This window comes from Streptomyces flaveolus (assembly GCF_014648815.1).
GTDB classification, from domain to species: Bacteria; Actinomycetota; Actinomycetes; order Streptomycetales; family Streptomycetaceae; genus Streptomyces; species Streptomyces flaveolus.
Genome location: NZ_BMRV01000003.1, coordinates 308,907 through 323,115, shown reverse-complemented (window position 1 = coordinate 323,115; position 14,209 = coordinate 308,907). Strand labels below are relative to the sequence as shown.

18 protein-coding genes and 2 pseudogenes are annotated in these 14,209 nt (G+C 70.8%); 9 read left to right on the top strand and 11 right to left on the bottom strand.

The window, feature by feature from the left end; translation table 11 throughout:
• Nucleotides 1–10: 10 nt before the first annotated feature.
• Nucleotides 11–484, top strand: coding sequence for a DUF6194 family protein (locus IEZ05_RS09215; RefSeq protein WP_189229824.1), 474 nt, complete (start codon nt 11–13; stop codon nt 482–484).
• A 67-nt stretch (nt 485–551) separates the two neighbouring features.
• Here IEZ05_RS09215 and IEZ05_RS09210 read toward each other — a convergent pair whose 3' ends face one another.
• A complete protein-coding gene (locus IEZ05_RS09210) occupies nt 552–1,106 on the bottom strand; it encodes a YceI family protein (RefSeq protein ID WP_373298735.1) in 555 nt (184 codons plus the stop codon).
• 236 nt (nt 1,107–1,342) lie between these two features.
• On the opposite strand from IEZ05_RS09210, the gene IEZ05_RS09205 reads away from it, so the two are divergent.
• Complete coding sequence (locus IEZ05_RS09205; RefSeq protein WP_189229514.1) at nt 1,343–1,735, top strand: SgcJ/EcaC family oxidoreductase; 393 nt, start codon at nt 1,343–1,345, stop codon at nt 1,733–1,735.
• A 33-nt stretch (nt 1,736–1,768) separates the two neighbouring features.
• Here IEZ05_RS09205 and IEZ05_RS09200 read toward each other — a convergent pair whose 3' ends face one another.
• Nucleotides 1,769–2,827, bottom strand: coding sequence for a methyltransferase (locus IEZ05_RS09200; protein WP_189229513.1), 1,059 nt, complete (start codon nt 2,825–2,827; stop codon nt 1,769–1,771).
• Between the two features lie 169 nt (nt 2,828–2,996).
• The gene (locus IEZ05_RS09195; RefSeq protein ID WP_229869627.1) at nt 2,997–3,431 is read right to left on the bottom strand and encodes a MerR family transcriptional regulator; all 435 of its coding nucleotides are present in this window, start codon (nt 3,429–3,431) and stop codon (nt 2,997–2,999) included.
• Here IEZ05_RS09195 and IEZ05_RS09190 point away from each other — a divergent pair.
• The 3 genes from IEZ05_RS09190 to IEZ05_RS09180 all read left to right on the top strand — a co-directional run bounded on the left by IEZ05_RS09190 (nt 3,430) and on the right by IEZ05_RS09180 (nt 5,163).
• On the top strand, nt 3,430–3,996 hold the full coding sequence (locus IEZ05_RS09190) for an RBBP9/YdeN family alpha/beta hydrolase (protein WP_189229512.1): 567 nt from the start codon (nt 3,430–3,432) through the stop codon (nt 3,994–3,996). The genes IEZ05_RS09195 and IEZ05_RS09190 overlap by 2 nt on opposite strands.
• A gap of 61 nt (nt 3,997–4,057) precedes the next feature.
• Nucleotides 4,058–4,858: an MBL fold metallo-hydrolase gene (locus IEZ05_RS09185; protein WP_189229511.1), complete on the top strand. Its 801-nt coding sequence runs from the start codon at nt 4,058–4,060 to the stop codon at nt 4,856–4,858.
• A 116-nt stretch (nt 4,859–4,974) separates the two neighbouring features.
• Complete coding sequence (locus tag IEZ05_RS09180; protein WP_189229510.1) at nt 4,975–5,163, top strand: DUF6381 family protein; 189 nt, start codon at nt 4,975–4,977, stop codon at nt 5,161–5,163.
• An 85-nt stretch (nt 5,164–5,248) separates the two neighbouring features.
• Here IEZ05_RS09180 and IEZ05_RS09175 read toward each other — a convergent pair whose 3' ends face one another.
• Nucleotides 5,249–5,845 carry a TetR family transcriptional regulator gene (locus IEZ05_RS09175; protein WP_189229509.1) on the bottom strand — a complete coding sequence of 199 codons (597 nt, stop codon included), beginning with the start codon at nt 5,843–5,845 and terminating at the stop codon, nt 5,249–5,251.
• Nucleotides 5,846–5,895: 50 nt separating this feature from the next.
• Here IEZ05_RS09175 and IEZ05_RS09170 point away from each other — a divergent pair, with 50 nt between their 5' ends.
• Entirely contained in the window at nt 5,896–6,423 is a 528-nt protein-coding gene (locus tag IEZ05_RS09170) for a GNAT family N-acetyltransferase (RefSeq protein WP_229869626.1), read from the top strand.
• Between the two features lie 43 nt (nt 6,424–6,466).
• Here the strand turns inward: IEZ05_RS09170 and gvpJ are convergent, their stop codons facing one another.
• The 5 genes from gvpJ to IEZ05_RS09145 form a co-directional block, all read right to left on the bottom strand.
• Complete coding sequence (gvpJ, locus tag IEZ05_RS09165; RefSeq protein WP_189229508.1) at nt 6,467–6,844, bottom strand: gas vesicle protein GvpJ; 378 nt, start codon at nt 6,842–6,844, stop codon at nt 6,467–6,469.
• A 169-nt stretch (nt 6,845–7,013) separates the two neighbouring features.
• Nucleotides 7,014–8,009, bottom strand: coding sequence for a polyphosphate kinase 2 (gene ppk2, locus IEZ05_RS09160; protein ID WP_189229507.1), 996 nt, complete (start codon nt 8,007–8,009; stop codon nt 7,014–7,016).
• Nucleotides 8,010–8,082: 73 nt separating this feature from the next.
• Entirely contained in the window at nt 8,083–9,351 is a 1,269-nt protein-coding gene (locus tag IEZ05_RS09155; protein ID WP_189229506.1) for a PP2C family protein-serine/threonine phosphatase, read from the bottom strand.
• Nucleotides 9,351–10,160: an alpha/beta fold hydrolase gene (locus IEZ05_RS09150; RefSeq protein ID WP_189229505.1), complete on the bottom strand. Its 810-nt coding sequence runs from the start codon at nt 10,158–10,160 to the stop codon at nt 9,351–9,353. Before IEZ05_RS09150 ends, IEZ05_RS09155 begins: the two co-directional genes overlap by 1 nt.
• A gap of 475 nt (nt 10,161–10,635) precedes the next feature.
• Nucleotides 10,636–11,598, bottom strand: coding sequence for a zinc-dependent alcohol dehydrogenase family protein (locus tag IEZ05_RS09145; RefSeq protein WP_189229504.1), 963 nt, complete (start codon nt 11,596–11,598; stop codon nt 10,636–10,638).
• Between the two features lie 97 nt (nt 11,599–11,695).
• Between IEZ05_RS09145 and IEZ05_RS09140 the strand changes: the two genes are divergently transcribed.
• From IEZ05_RS09140 to IEZ05_RS09130, 3 genes and pseudogenes are all read left to right on the top strand, one after another.
• Entirely contained in the window at nt 11,696–12,340 is a 645-nt protein-coding gene (locus tag IEZ05_RS09140; RefSeq protein ID WP_189229503.1) for a TetR/AcrR family transcriptional regulator, read from the top strand.
• Nucleotides 12,341–12,406: 66 nt separating this feature from the next.
• A complete protein-coding gene (locus IEZ05_RS09135; protein WP_189229502.1) occupies nt 12,407–12,946 on the top strand; it encodes a GNAT family N-acetyltransferase in 540 nt (179 codons plus the stop codon).
• A 94-nt stretch (nt 12,947–13,040) separates the two neighbouring features.
• Nucleotides 13,041–13,259, top strand: a pseudogene (locus IEZ05_RS09130) (amidohydrolase family protein); the annotation flags it as partial.
• A gap of 81 nt (nt 13,260–13,340) precedes the next feature.
• On the opposite strand, the gene IEZ05_RS09125 reads toward IEZ05_RS09130, so the two are convergent.
• Nucleotides 13,341–13,937: a GNAT family N-acetyltransferase gene (locus tag IEZ05_RS09125; RefSeq protein WP_189229501.1), complete on the bottom strand. Its 597-nt coding sequence runs from the start codon at nt 13,935–13,937 to the stop codon at nt 13,341–13,343.
• 57 nt (nt 13,938–13,994) lie between these two features.
• A pseudogene (locus IEZ05_RS36215) lies at nt 13,995–14,178 on the bottom strand (cupin domain-containing protein); the annotation flags it as partial.
• Nucleotides 14,179–14,209 lie beyond the last annotated feature (31 nt).

Below are 14,209 nucleotides of genomic sequence, written 5' to 3'. Positions count from 1 at the left end.
AACCATGAGTATGGAACAGATCATCGCGACCGTGCGAGCCTTCGACGGCGCACTCGTCCTCGCCCCGGAGCCGGGAGGCGACGCGCCCGAGATCGCGTGGGGGGACGCGTTCTTCTACTACTCCCCCGACGGCCAGGTGCCTCACAACGTCCAGCCGTACGGGACGATCATCACCAAGGACTACCCCGACGACACCGCCTCCGACCTCGACCCTCCGGGCCGCTGGCGTGTGAACATCCACGTCGACCGTGCGACGTTCCAGGAGCTCACAGGTGAGGCGCCACGCAGCCTCAGCCGCTCTCGCGACCACGCGGCCGCCGACACGGTGATGCCCCACCCGGTGTACGGCGAGCTCGGCTGGATCTGCGTCGTCACACCCGGCGAGCGGACGACGGACACCGTTCTGCGGCTTCTGCGCAGCGCGCACGACGCCGCTCGTGCCCGGTTCGCGCGACGACACGAACAGACAGCCACTGGAGACTGACCCTCACGGTCCGGCGTTCCGCTCCCGCCCCTGCCGCGAAGGGCCGGGCCGGCCGGCCCGGCCGCTGTCAGCTCTGCTTGATCGCGGAGACGTCCAGCTCCAGGACGATCTTGTCCCCGACCAGCACGCCGCCGCCTTCCAGGGGCGCGTTCCAGGTCACGCCGAAGTCCTTGCGGGAGATGGTCACCGATCCCTCCAGACCGACCCGCTGGTTGCCGAAGGGGTCGACGGCACGGCCCGTGTACTCGACGTCGATGCTGACCGGACGGGTGGTGTCCTTGATGGTGAGGTCGCCGGTGACACGGAACTCGGTGTCGGAGCGCGGCTCGACCGAGGTGCTCCGGAAGGTGATGTCGGGGTAAGTGGGGGCGTCGAGGAAGTCGTTGGTCCGCAGGTGCTGGTCACGCTGTTCGACGCCGGTGTCGATGCTCTCGGTCTTGATCACGACCTGGGCAGTGGAGCGGGCCGGCTCGGCGCCGTCCAGGTGGGCGGAGCCCTCGAACTGGTGGAACGCACCGCGGACCTTGGTCACCATGGCGTGGCGGGCCACGAAGCCGATGCGGCTGTGGGCGGGATCGAGGACGTAGTCGCCGGTGAGGTCGGCGAGGTCGGTGGTCGTCAAGATTCCTCCGTGGGGCTTGGATGCCGGCGGCCGGCCTGGATCATTGCCGCTCCACGCTAGGGCTTGGCCGCTCCACGGCAGACCGGACACGCGGGCCTGTCGTCCCTGGGGTGGACGTGCAGAACCCAGGTGCCGTCGGGCCTCCGGCGGATCGCGCTCGGCACCCGGGGGCCGTCCGGTCGGCCCGTGGCCGCACTCTTGACCTCAAGTCGACTCGAGGTACCAGAGTGATCCGCATGACCACCGAAAACGCGGACATCCACTCCATCGAGCAGGTCGTGGCCACCGTCGAGCGCACGCAGCGCGCCAAGGACACGGAGGGATTCCTCGCGCTGTTCCATCCGGATGCCGTCTGGACGACCGCCCACGGCAAGGTCCTCATCGGCTTCGATGCCATCGCCGAGTTCACGCGCGCCGTGCTGCCCACCGCGAGCTGGGACGGTGAGGTCACCTACGAGGCCGTGCACATGCAGTTCCTGCGGCCCGATGTGGCGGCCGTCAAGGTCCGGCAGATCTACCACTCGGCGACGGGCGACACGGAAGGCGCTCCGCTCTACGTCATGACCAAGCAGGATGACGGGAGGTGGCTGCTGCACGCGTGCCAGAACACCGAGGTGAAGGTCGGCTGAGCCGGGGGAACACCGCCTTCAGCCGTTCCAGGGCTACGGCGTGATGTCGTAGAGGACGTTGAACGGGTCTTCCGCCGTGGACCGGGCCACGGCGCTGAAGCCCGCCTCGGTGCACAGGCTCCGTACGACGGCCTCGGGCATACCGCGCGCCCCGAGGCCGGCTCCGCCGCTCGCGAGGGACGTCGTCATGCAGTAGAACACGCTGAATCCGTAGAACATCGCCGCCACGGGGCCCACGTTGTCCTCGCAGTTGATCTCCAGCATCAAGTAGTCGCCGTCGTCCTTGACCGCGGCCCTGAGGGCGGAGAGGAGCCGCTTCGGTTCCGCCGCGTCGTGAATGACGTCGAAGGTGGTGACGAGGTCGTAGCGCCTGGGAAGCCCTCGGGCGGCATCGACCGTCTCGAAGGTCACTCGATCGGCGACACCGGCCTCCTCCGCGTTGGTCCGGGCGCGTTCCACCTGGGCCGGGAAGATGTCGAAGCCCGTGAAGCGGGAGCGGGGAAACCTCTGGGCCAGCACGATCAGGGCACGGCCCGCGCCGCATCCCACGTCCGCGACGTCGATGCCACGGTCCAGCTTCTCGACGACGTGCGGAAAGGTGCTCAGCCAGTCGTCGACCATCACGTTCTCGAACCAGCTGCCGGTGAAACGGCTCATGCCGTCCCACAGGATGTCCGGGTAGTCGCTCTGCCGTACCCCTCCCCCGCTCCGGAACGCCTCGATCAGTCGTTCGTACGGCGCCAGGGCGGCGGGCATCATCTGATACACGCCGCCCAGGAACATGGGCCCGGACTCGTCGGCCAGAGCGGGGACGTGCTCGGCGGGAAGGGTGAAGCGCCCGGACTCCGGTTCCTCCAGATAACCCGCGGCGGTCAGGCCGCGCAGCCATTCACGGACGTACCGCTCGTTCAGGTCCAAGCGGTCCGCGAGCTCCTGGCTGTCGGCCGGGCCGTTGGCTGCGAGGTCTTTGAACAGGCCGAGCCGGTCGCCCACGTGGCACAGACCGAGGGTCATCGTCCCGCTGATGTCCCCGAGCGCCTTCTCCATGAAGGCTTCGGCCTTCGCTTCGTCCCATGCGCGCTGCGCTGCCACGGTGTCCCTCCTGGCCGAGCACGACCGCGGAGTGCGACCGGCCCGGAAAGCAAAGCACTGGGCTGCTCCCCTGGATCGCCGCCACGACGGGCGGTGACGGCTCCGGCCGGCCGGCTCACCCGATCCGCGTAGCCCCCGGCAAGCGTGCCCGTCGCCCGGCACGAGCCGGTCAGGGCGCCGTCGGCGCGCCGCCACCGGTCGATACGAGCGCGCTCAAACGTCGCTGGGTCTCGCGGAGTTCGGCTTGTCTGGCGTCAAGGCGCCTGGCCAGGGAGTCCAGTTCAGCCCGCAGATCCGGGCACATCTCCAGTGCGATGCCGTGATCGCCGGTACGGACGCAGTCGAAGTACCGCTGGATGGTCGAGGTTCCCAGGCCGGCGGAGATCATCGTCCTGATCTGCGCCACGCGGGTGACATCGGATTCGGAGTAGTCCCGGTACCCGCTGCTGTTGCGGGCCGGGACCAGGAGCCCCCGGTCCTCGTAGTGACGCAGCGCTCGCGCGCTCACCCCGGTCCGCACGGCGAGTTCGCTGATCAGCACCGTCGGTTCCTCCTCCTCGACTTGACCTTCACGCTGACGTGAAGCCGTACCGTCCTGCGGCATGACACCTGGAACAACCCGGCAGCGTGCCTCGATCATCCACGGCTACGGCGCGACCCCCGAGGACCACTGGTTCGGCTGGCTCGCCGAGCGACTGCGAGCGGACGGCATCCCGACCACGGTCCCGGCCCTTCCGAACCCGCATGACCCGGATCCCGAGCAGTGGGCGGAAGCCGTGGGCACCGAACTGGGCACGCTCGACGAGCACTCGATCGTCGTCGCGCACAGCCTGGGCTGCCTGACCGTGCTGCGCCATCTGCGCTCCCTGCCGAGCCCCTGGCGCGTCGGCACGCTCGTGCTGGTCTCCGGCTTCGTCGATCGACTGCCCGCACTGCCGGAGCTGGACGCCTACATCGGACACGGCTGTGACGTGGCAGGAATCAGCGACCGCATCGACCGGCTCACGATCATCCGGTCGGACGCGGACCCGTACGTACCGCCCGGTCACACCGACCGCCTTGCCGGCCTGCTCGGAGTCCCCGCACACATAGTCCCCGGAGGCGGTCACTTCCTCGCTTCCGACGGTGTCACCTCGCTGCGCGAGGCCCGGGAAGCCATCGCGTCGTGATGGCCCGGCGGGCGCGGGGCCCCGGCATCCACCTCATGGATCGGCGGCATCAGCACTTTCCATGAGCCAGGGGATTCCGCCGGGCCCGAGTCCACCGCACAGTGGCGCGTACGTCACCGACACCGAGCCGATCCAGGTCTTCGGTCCGGGCGATCGCGGCGTGCTGCCCGTCATGTTCCCTCCGGGCCGGCCCCGCGCCCGCGGTATTCAACCGGAGCGGCCCGCCCCGGTCATCTCCGCCATGACCGGCTACCTGGGACAGGCCTTCGCCGCCGACTTCAACGGACGTGCCCGGGAGAGCGGTTTCGGCAGCCCCGACGACCTGTTCTCGGTGCACGACATCGATCTCGACGGCGTGTGGACCGTCGATCCGGCCGGCAAGCCCCCGCGCCTGCGGGCGCCCCTGTCCGTCTGGGAGGACGAGGACGTCCGGGGCACCGCCACGCTCGTCGACCGCAGTCCGACCGCTCCGGCCTTCGCCTTCCGCTTCCACACCCCCGACGGCTCGATCGTCTTCTCCGGCGACACGTGTGTCAGCGACAATTTGATCGACTTGGCCCGGGGCACCGACGTCCTGGTCCACGAGGTGATCGACCCGCGGTTCGTGGAGCAGCTCGTGACGGCCCTCCCCGAGGCCCAGCGCGAGGCGATGCGCGAGCACCTCCTCACGAGCCACACCACGATCGAGCACGTCGGCCGGGACGTCGCGGAGCCGGCGGGCGCCAAGCACCTGGTCCTGAACCACCTGGTCCCCGCGACGACCCCTACCCGCCGCTGGAAGGCCGCGCAGCGCGGCTACTCCGGAAAGCTCGTCGGGGGCGAGGATCTCCTCGTCCTCGTCCTCGGCGTCGGACAGAGGTGAGGGTGCACACCCGGGCTGCGGGCAGGACGTCACCGGCGCACCCTGGAGACAGGGCGAGCCGCGCCGCGCCGGTCCACCGCTCGCCCCGGGGTTTCCCACTCTCGAGGTGATCGACCATGAGCTCAGAAGAAACGCGCGAGCGGCTGCGGCACATGCGGGAGAAGGCCAAGGACCTGGCTGACGCCGCGGAGCGGACCAGTGATCCGCAGCAGCGTGCCCGACTCAGGGAGGAGTCGCGCTCGCTGGAGTCCCGGTGCGAGCAGGAGAGCGGCATGCGCAGCGGGGACATCTACCCCTGGGAGTAGAAGGAGCAGCCCGGCCCGGGCAGAGCACCCCGGTGGGGCCGCCGCTCTCGCCGCTCGACATCGGCCCGGGCCCGCCGACCCGGCATCACGCGTCGCCGCGCTCCTCGCTGCGCAGCAGGGTCAGGTGTCGGTGAACGGCGGCGGTGACCCTTTCCTCGTCCTTGGTGGCGAGGAGGTCGAGGAGCGCGCCTCGCAGGACCGCCAGCGTCATGGTGCGGCGGACGGCACCGTCCCCGCTGTCCCGCTCTGACGGCGACTGACAGGCCGCCAGGACGTCCAGCCAGTCGTCCACGGTGGACCTGGCGAACCCGGCCCAGGGGCCGTCGGGCTCGACGAGGGAGCGGGCGTAGGCCTCGGCCCACAGACGCAGCAGCGGCTGGTGTTCGTCGGCGGCGAGCCAGGCCCACACCCGCTCGGCCGCCGGTACCAGGCCGACCGGTCGGCCGGTCCGGCGGAGGTCTGCCAGGAGGGCCAGCTCATCGCTGCGGGCCCGCTCCAGCAGGGCCCGCACGAGTCCGTCCTTGTTCCCGAACAGGAACATCAGCACCCGGGTACTGGAGCCGATGGCCTCGGCCAGCGGGCGCAACGACAGATCCGCCAAGCCGTGGGTGAGCGCGTAGGCGTAGGCGGCCTCGAGCAGTTGGGTCTGGCGTGCGGACGGGGTTGCGGTCCTCGGAGGCATGGACCTAGCCTAAGGGTACTGACACAGTCGTGTCAGTAACGTACGGCGACATGACCTTGCGGAGCGCAGACATGCCGGAGGAAGCCAAGCAGCGGCAGGTCGTGGTCCGCCCTGCCGACCGTCCCGGTGACCTGGGCTGGGTGGTGATGACCCACGGCGAGCTGTACGCCCGTGAGTTCGGCTTCACCACCGGCTTCGAGGCACTGGTGGCGAAGATCGTCGGCGACTACGCCGCCGAGCGCTCCCCGGACAAGGAGGCGGCCTGGATCGCCGAGGTGGACGGTGAACGCGCCGGTTGCGTGTTCGTGGTCGCCGCCGACCAGCCGGGTGTGGCCAAGTTGCGCGTCCTGCTCGTCACCCCGGCCGCCCGGGGCCTGGGTCTCGGCACCCGGCTCGTCGAGCGGTCCCTCGCCTTCGCCCGTGAGGCCGGCTACCGGAGCGTGACCCTGTGGACCACCGACAACCTGGTGTCCGCCCGCAGAATCTACGAACACTGCGGGTTCGTCCTCGTGAACGAGGAGCCCCAGCACAGCTTGGGACACGCCCTCGTCGGCCAGAACTGGGCCCTCGACCTCTGACGCGGGACCTGGCCGCAGCACGCGGTGGCGCGGGGGGACCCCGTCACCTTCGGCGTCCTCCGGTCTGCCTCTCGGCCCGGGCCTGCTGGAAGGCGTCGGAGATCGTCTCCGCGGCCCCCGACAGGAGTCCCTTGGTCGCACCGCGGGCCCCCGACTCCTTCATGCGTCCCGGAAGCTCGGCCAGCCCGGCCGGCTTGCGCGGTCCGGCCTCCAGGTCGAGGCGGTTGCAGGCCTCGGCGAAGCGCAGATAGGTGTCGACGCTGGCCACCACGATACGCACGTCGATCTTCAATATCTCGATGCCGACGAGGGAGACGCGTACGAACGCGTCGATCACCAGCCCTCGGTCGAGAATCAGTTCCAGCACGTCGTAGAGGCCGCTGGAGCCTCCCCCGCCGCCCTGCCGCGCCACTACGGTCACCGCGACCAGTCCCTTCCCCCAGCATGGTGGGTCCGCCTCGCCGACCCGCCGCGGCCCCGGCCCGCCGGGACTCTGCCCGGCGGGCAGCCTCCCTGATGCGGATACCCTCGACCCGCTCGTCAAACAGACGTCCGGGTACGGGCGGTGCCCGCACCACACCGACCTCGGTTCAGAGCTGCGGGGGATGCAGTCCCGGGCCGTCGCCGTGACCGGTCAGCGGGGTCGGGGACAGGGCCGTCTGCTCCTCGCCGGGCTCCAGCAGGGTGTCCGCGGCACCGACGATCAGCGGGTCTGGCTTGCCGACGACGTCCACGTCCTTGGCCGGGTAGTCGCAGCGGTAGAGCAGGCTCCGCATGGCCTCGAGCCGGCCGCGGCGCTTGTCGTTGTTCTTCACCACCGTCCACGGCGCGTGCGCGGTGTCCGTGGCGCGGAACATGTCGACCTTGGCGGTCGTGTAGTCGTCCCAGCGGTCGAGGGAGGCCAGGTCGGTCGGTGAGAGCTTCCAGCGGCGCACCGGGTCGACCTGCCGAATGGCGAACCGCGTGCGCTGTTCCGCGCGGGAGACGGAGAACCAGAACTTGACCAGCAGGATGCCGTCGTCGGTCAGCAGCTGTTCGAACATCGGGGCCTGTCCGAGGAAGTGCCGGTACTCGGCCTCCGTGCAGAAGTTCATGACGCGTTCGACGCCGGCCCGGTTGTACCAGGAGCGGTCGAAGAACACGATCTCTCCCCGGGCCGGCAGATGGGAGATGTACCGCTGGAAGTACCACTGCCCGGCCTCGCGCTCGGTGGGCTTCTCCAGGGCGACCACCCGGGCGCCGCGGGGATTGAGGCGTTCGGTGAAGCGCTGGATGGTGCCGCCCTTGCCGGCCGCGTCCCGGCCCTCGCACACGACGACGACGCGGCGGCCGGTCTCCTTGACCCAGCGCTGCATCTTCAGCAGCTCGATCTGGAGAACGCGCTTGGTCTGCTCGTACTCGCGCCTGCGCATCTTGCGGTCGTAGGGATGGTTCTCCCGCCACGTCTCCAGCGGGCTGCCGTCGGCGTTCAGCAGGACCGGTCGTTCCGGACGCTGATCGTCTACGGACAGCCCCTCCAGCAGTTCCGACTCGACCGTGGTCTCGGAACCGCCGGTGCCGGCTCCCGCTTCACTGTCGTTCGCCACCCCACTCCCCTCTCTTGTCCGCTCACAGCCCCGGTGCCCAGCGGAGCGTCGATGAACCCCGTTGCCCCGGCCGTCATCCCCTGTCCGGCTGCTCGCCTCGATCGAGGCGGGGGACGTGGACTGCCAGGACCGCGGTGTCGTCGTCCACCCCGCTGCCGAGGGTGTCGAGAAGATCCTGGATGGCCGAGACGGTCTGCTGGGCGGTGGTGGGGGCGAGGGCCCGGCCGAATTCGAGGAGGGCTTCGTCGCCGTAGCGGTCGCCGCGGACGGCGGTGTGCGCCTCGGTGAGACCGTCGGTGTGCAGGAGCAGGGTGTCGCCCGCGTCGAGGCGGAGGCTGGTGGTGGCGATGTCGGCGTCGGGCAGGACGCCGATGAGCTGGCCGCCGGGGGTGGGCAGGTAGTCGGCACTTCCGTCGGCGCGCATCAGCAGAGCGGGCGGGTGGCCCCCGCTGGCCAGGGTGATGTGGAAGCCGCCCTGCTCGCGGTCGGGGGTGAGCAGTCCGAAGATGACGGTGCAGAACCGTGGGTCCGTGCCGTTGTACTCGTGATTCAGCACGGTGTTGAGATTGCTCAGGACCGTCGCGGGGTCGGGGTCGTACACGGCAGCGGCACGCAGGGTGTAGCGGGCCAGCGAGGTGACGGCCGCCGCGGCGGCACCCTTGCCGCACACGTCGCCCAGGAACAGTCCCCACGTGCCGGCGGCAAGGGGGAACAGGTCGTAGAAGTCGCCGCCGACCTCGTCGATCGAGGCGACGTGGTAGTGCGCGGCCACGTCCAGGCCCGGTACGTTCGCCAGGGTGGGCGGCAGCAGCGTCGCCTGCAGGGTGGTGGCGAGCTGCCGGAGGCGTGCGCGTTCACGCTCGGACTCCTGGCGGGCGCGCAGCAGCTCCTGCTCGTAGGCACGGCGGTCGCGGGCGTCGAAGACGGTGGTGCGGATCAGCAGGGGCTGCCCGTCGCTGCCCGTCTTGACCGTCGAGGTGACCAGGACGGGCAGGCGGATGCCGTCGGCCGCCTGCATCTCCAGGGCGATGCCGCTGATCTCCCCCTTCATACGCAGCAGGGGCGCGAAGTGCGTCTCGTGGTAGAGCCGCCCACCGACGGTGAGGAGGTCGGAGAACGTCCTGCGGCCGACCAGGTCACCGCGCTCGTAGCCCAGCCAGCCCAGCAGAGTGGCGTTGACCTTGGCTATCTTCCCGTCCAGCAGAGTGGACACGTACCCGCACGGGGCGTTGTCGTACAGGTCGTCGGAGCTGTCCTCCAGCATCGAGGGGAACATGCGGGTGTCGTCGGAGCGCTCTCCGTCATCCGGGTCGCTGCCCTGGCCACCGTCGGACTCGCACATCACCGTAGACTCCCGGCGAAGTCGATGATCGCCTCAGCTGTCTCCTCGGGGGCGCTGAGCTGGGGGCAGTGTCCGGTGGCCTGCAGAGTGACCAGCCGGCTGCCTTTGATCCGGTCATGGACGAAGGCGCCGACCTCCGGTGGGGCAATGGCGTCGCTGGAGCACTGAGCGACCAGGGTGGGCACCGTGACATGCGCCAGGTCGCCGCGGTTGTCGGACAGGAATGTCACGCGTGCGAACACCCGGGCGATCTCCGGGTCAGTGGCGCAGAAGCTGCTGGTCAGTTCCTCGCCCAGTTCCGGCCGCTCGGGATTGCCCATGATGACCGGGGCCATCGCGCCCGACCAGCCGAGGTAATTCGCGTCCAGGGACTCCAGCAGTTCCTCGATGTCCTCGGCACTGAACCCGCCGCGGTAGCCGGCCGCCGGATCGTCGACGAAGCAGGGCGAGGGAGCGAGCAGCACCAGGCCCGCGAAACGCTCCGGGTGCCGGGCAGCGGCCAGCACGCCCATCATCGCGCTGACCGAGTGTCCGACGAACGTCACCGGCCCCAGATCCAGCTCCCCGCAGATCTCCAGCACGTCCTCCACGTAACCGTCGAGGCTGGAGTACCGCTCCCGGCTCCACGCCGAGAGGTCGGAGCGGCCGGCTCCCACGTGATCGAAGAGGACCACCGTGAACTCGGGCTCCAGTGCCGGCACCACCAGGCGCCAGAGGTTCTGGTCGCACCCGAAGCCGTGGGCCAGCATGACCACCGGCCCGCCCGGTCGGCCGGACACCCGTACCCGGTTTCTGCTGAGCACGTCCATACAGCCCATCGTCGCAGACGCGGGAAATACCGCGAGAACACCGAGACCGCCCAGGACCTCCACCTGGGGGCGGAGGACTGAGCGGGCCGATTCCCCTCCAGGGGGGAGCGGTGACGGGCGGGGCGCCGGGCGGCTGCTCCTCGCAGGTCCCCGCGAACTCGGGCCGGGTCACCACGTCCGTGGCCGCGGCCGAGGTGTCCAGCCAGGCGATGCGCTGTCCGTCTCCGAGTGACGGTGCCAGCTGGGCGCCCGCCGAGCAGGAGGCCCTGCCGGAAGGTGCTCTGCCCCGCCACCACGTCTCCCGTGGCGGCCACCCGCACCTTGCCCGGGCCGGTCCAGGAGCCGAGCGCGCCCCAGAGGTCGTACGCCGAGTAGGCGAAGTAGTCGTCCGTCACGGAGAACTGGGCCGGTCGTCCCCCGCCGGGTGCTCCTGCGGCGCCGGCAGGGGCCGTGGAGCCGGTGGTGCCTGCCCGGCTCAGGGCACCAGCACCACCCTGCCGAACACCTCCCCCGCGTCCATCTCGCGGTGGGCCGACACCGCCTGGTCCAGCGGCAACACGTCGTGCACGACCGTGCGCAGGTCCCCCTGCGCGGCATCGGCGAACTGGGACGACCGCACGGCCTGCCGGTCGGGGCCCGGCACGGTGTCGGAGCTGAACGTGGCGAACGACAGCGACTTGCGGAAGGCGTCCATCAGCCGCTGCCCGAAGTCCGCCGGCGGCTGCCCACCGACCACACCGACGGCCACATACCGCCCGTTGGAGTTCAGCTTGTCCAGGAAAAGGGGAAGCTGGGGACCTCCCACGACATCGATCACCACGTCGAAGCCCGCCGGTGCGTCCGGGCCGCCCTCGCCGGAACGGTCCAGGACATGGGTCGCGCCCAGGTCCCGCAGGCGGGCACCGCGCTTTTCCGACGAGGTGGTGACCGCCACGGCACTCGCGCCGTCCCTGGCTGCGAGCTGGACCGCCGTGATCCCGATGCTGCCCGCCGCCCCGCGCACGAGCACCGTCTCGCCGGGCGTGAAACGGGCCCGCTCCAGGGCGAAGTGGGCGACCACGCCGGAGCCGCCGAGGGTCACCGCGTCGGCACCGGTCAGGCCGTCGGGGAGCGCGAGGACGTCCTCGACCGCGGCGACGGCCTGCTCGGCATACCCGCCGGACAGGCCGGTGAACGCCCACACCCGCTGCCCCGTCCACGAGGGGTCCACGCCCTCTCCCACCGCTGTGACCCTTCCCGCGACCTCGCTGCCGAGGAGGTGGCCCTCCCGGAAGCCGTAGGCGGCGAGCGTCCCCCGGCGGATCACGGCGTCCACGCCGCCGACCCCGATCGCCTCCGTGGCGATCCGCACCTGCCCAGGAGCGGGAACGGGTACGGACACATCGACGACCTCCAGGCCATCGGGGTCTCCGAACGTCCTGATCACAACGGCTTTCAACTCTGCTCCTCGGGTCGGTGGCGGGACGGATCGTGGCGGCGGCACCGCCATCGGAACGTAACGGACGCCCCCGTCCGTTTGGCTAAAGTGAGAGACCATGACCAGCCATTTGCCTCGGACCGTGCGCTCCGACGCCCGCGAGAACCGGGCCCACATCCTGGACGCGGCCCGCGCGGTGTTCGGCGAAGAGGGTTTGAGTGCACCGATGCGCGAGGTCGCCCGGCATGCGGGCGTCGGCCCCGCCACGCTGTACCGCCACTTCCCGACCAAGCAGGAACTGATCGCGGAGACCTTCGCCGAGCAGCGGCGAGCCTGCCATGCCGCCGTCCGCGACGCACTGAGGGACCCGGACCCGTGGCACGGGCTGCGAAGCCTGATCGAGCGGATCTGCGAACTCCACGCACACAGCCGGGGATTCGCCGACGCCTTCATGACGGCCTTCCCCGAGGCCATGGACTTCGCCGCCGACCGGGAGCGGACTCTGCGCGCGGTCGGTGAACTGGCCCGCCGCGCCCAGGGGACCGGCCGGTTGCGCCCCGGCTTCGTCGTCGACGACCTGATCCTCATGCTCATGGCCCACCGGGGCCTTCACGACACGCCCCGTGCCGCCCAGATCGCGGCCTCCCGCCGCTTCGCCGCCTACGTGATCGAGGCGTTCCGTGCCACGCCGGAGACGGGAGCGCCTACGCCGCTGCCGCCGGCACCACCCCTCCGGCTCACGCACGCGCCCGGCACGCCATAAGCGCCCGGCGCGTCCTGTTGCGGAAGTCGCTGGTCACTGGTCTGCGGGCTGTGTTTCCATGCCACGGTGAAGAGCGAGAGCGTGTCCGGCGCGGACGCATCACCGAGTGTCCGACAGCGGTCTGATCGCGACCTCGGTGACTGCGTGCGGGTACTGGCAGAGGTCCATGAGCACGACGGCTATCCGGTGAACTGGCCCGACTTCCCGGACGCGTGGCTCACACCGCCCTCGCTCATCGCCTCATGGGTGGCGGAACTGGACGGCCGCGTCGCCGGCCATGTCGGCCTGTCCCGGAGCGACGCGGGAGACGCGGCACCCGGGCTGTGGAGCGCCCGCGCGGGGATGAGTATCGACGCAACCGCCGTGGTCAACCGGTTGTTCGTCGCCCCGTGGGCCCGCGGCCACGGGATCGGTGCGCTGCTGATGGCGCAGGCCGTCGCCGAAGCCCAGGGTCGTGGTGTGCATCCGGTGCTCGACGTGGTGGCTTCGGACACTGCGGCGGCAGCCCTGTACGAGCGTCTCGGCTGGCAACTGCTGGCCACGGTCGAACAGCAGTGGAGCCCGGAGCAGAAGGTGGCCGTCCGGTGTTACGCGGCGGCAATCTGACGGTGCTGGGCGCCCGGACCGTCGGCTGCGGGGCTTCCGGGCGGGGCTGCGGCTCAGACCGTCGTCCAATGACGGAGTTTTCGAACCGGTCAGGGCCGAGCAGGTACTCACCGGCCTGATGGCCCTGGAGGGGTACACGTCGCACGCCGTATGCGCGGTGGGCGAGGAGGACGTGGCCGGGCGCATCGCGCCGGGCTTCCGGGCGGACCTCACGGCCTTCGCCGTCGACCCCGTCACCGCGCCCGCGGACGAACTGGGCGAGGCGCCGGTCGCGTTGACGATGACCGGCGGGACGGTCGTGCACCGTGCCTGAGCGGGACAGGGCGGCGCAGGCGCCTGCGCCGCCGTCCGTGTCAGCCCCCCGTGGCGGAGCTCGCAGGAGAAGACGCGGGGTTCAGGACACCTGTCGACCGCAGCGCCGTGAACTCGCGCCCGGTGCCGCAGCTGCCGTCGGAACCCTGTCATCGGTACCCGCGGCCGGCCCACAGGCCTTCTCCAGGAGGGTGAACGACTTCGGCGCACCGCCCGGCTGCGGCTTGCCGGCCCTGTGGCCGACGACCCGGTAACCGGCTCGCAGATAGTAGGCGTTCAGTCGCGCGTTGACGGCCAGACAGTCGAGCCGCACGAACTCCCGCCCCACTTCGGCGACGCGGCGCTCCGCGGCGTCCAGCAGGGCACGCCCCGTTCCCGGCGGGGCGCTCGCCCGGTCCACCATCAGGCGGTGCACATAGCCGGCCACCGGCGGCCGCGGTCCCCAGGCGTCCTCGTCCTGCCACCACAACTCCCACGCCCCGGCCACCCGTCCGTCGGCCTCGGCGAGCCAGACCTCTCCGCTCGCCATGACCCCGCGGAAGTGGTCCTGGCCCAACTCGCCGGGCCGCCACTGGCCGGTGATGCCCTGGGCCAGCATCCAGCGGGCCGCGTCGTCCCGCAGGCGGACCAGGGTGGCGAGGTCGTTCTCCTCGGCGAGGCGAAGGCGCAGATCGTTCACCCCGCGATCCTCGCACGTGCCCGCGCGGGCGGCTTCACCGTCAGGAGCCTTCGGCCTCAGGGCGCACAGGTGCGGCAAGTTGACCACGATCACCTCCTGTGTGTGCTGCCGGCGATGACGACCACGGCTTCCTCGGCGGGGTCCGGGTCCCCTCGCGGTGCGGAACGTACGGGGGAACGAAGATGTAGTCGCCCGGGGAGGTGCGCAGACGTACCTCTTCCGGCTGTGGGTCCGAGTGTCCGACTCGTGCCCGCCGGGAACGCGGCGAGCGG

Bases quoted from the DNA above. Each gene is read 5' to 3' on its own strand.
- IEZ05_RS09140 (WP_189229503.1), top strand. From the start codon at position 11,696: ATGACCAGCCATTTGCCTCGGACCGTGCGCTCCGACGCCCGCGAGAAC.
- IEZ05_RS09195 (WP_229869627.1), bottom strand. From the start codon at position 3,431: ATGCCGCAGGACGGTACGGCTTCACGTCAGCGTGAAGGTCAAGTCGAG.
- IEZ05_RS09215 (WP_189229824.1), top strand. From the start codon at position 11: ATGGAACAGATCATCGCGACCGTGCGAGCCTTCGACGGCGCACTCGTC.
- IEZ05_RS09170 (WP_229869626.1), top strand. From the start codon at position 5,896: ATGACCTTGCGGAGCGCAGACATGCCGGAGGAAGCCAAGCAGCGGCAG.
- IEZ05_RS09185 (WP_189229511.1), top strand. From the start codon at position 4,058: ATGAGCCAGGGGATTCCGCCGGGCCCGAGTCCACCGCACAGTGGCGCG.
- IEZ05_RS09190 (WP_189229512.1), top strand. From the start codon at position 3,430: ATGACACCTGGAACAACCCGGCAGCGTGCCTCGATCATCCACGGCTAC.
- IEZ05_RS09150 (WP_189229505.1), bottom strand. From the start codon at position 10,160: ATGGACGTGCTCAGCAGAAACCGGGTACGGGTGTCCGGCCGACCGGGC.
- IEZ05_RS09155 (WP_189229506.1), bottom strand. From the start codon at position 9,351: ATGTGCGAGTCCGACGGTGGCCAGGGCAGCGACCCGGATGACGGAGAG.
- IEZ05_RS09175 (WP_189229509.1), bottom strand. From the start codon at position 5,845: ATGCCTCCGAGGACCGCAACCCCGTCCGCACGCCAGACCCAACTGCTC.
- IEZ05_RS09180 (WP_189229510.1), top strand. From the start codon at position 4,975: ATGAGCTCAGAAGAAACGCGCGAGCGGCTGCGGCACATGCGGGAGAAG.
- IEZ05_RS09205 (WP_189229514.1), top strand. From the start codon at position 1,343: ATGACCACCGAAAACGCGGACATCCACTCCATCGAGCAGGTCGTGGCC.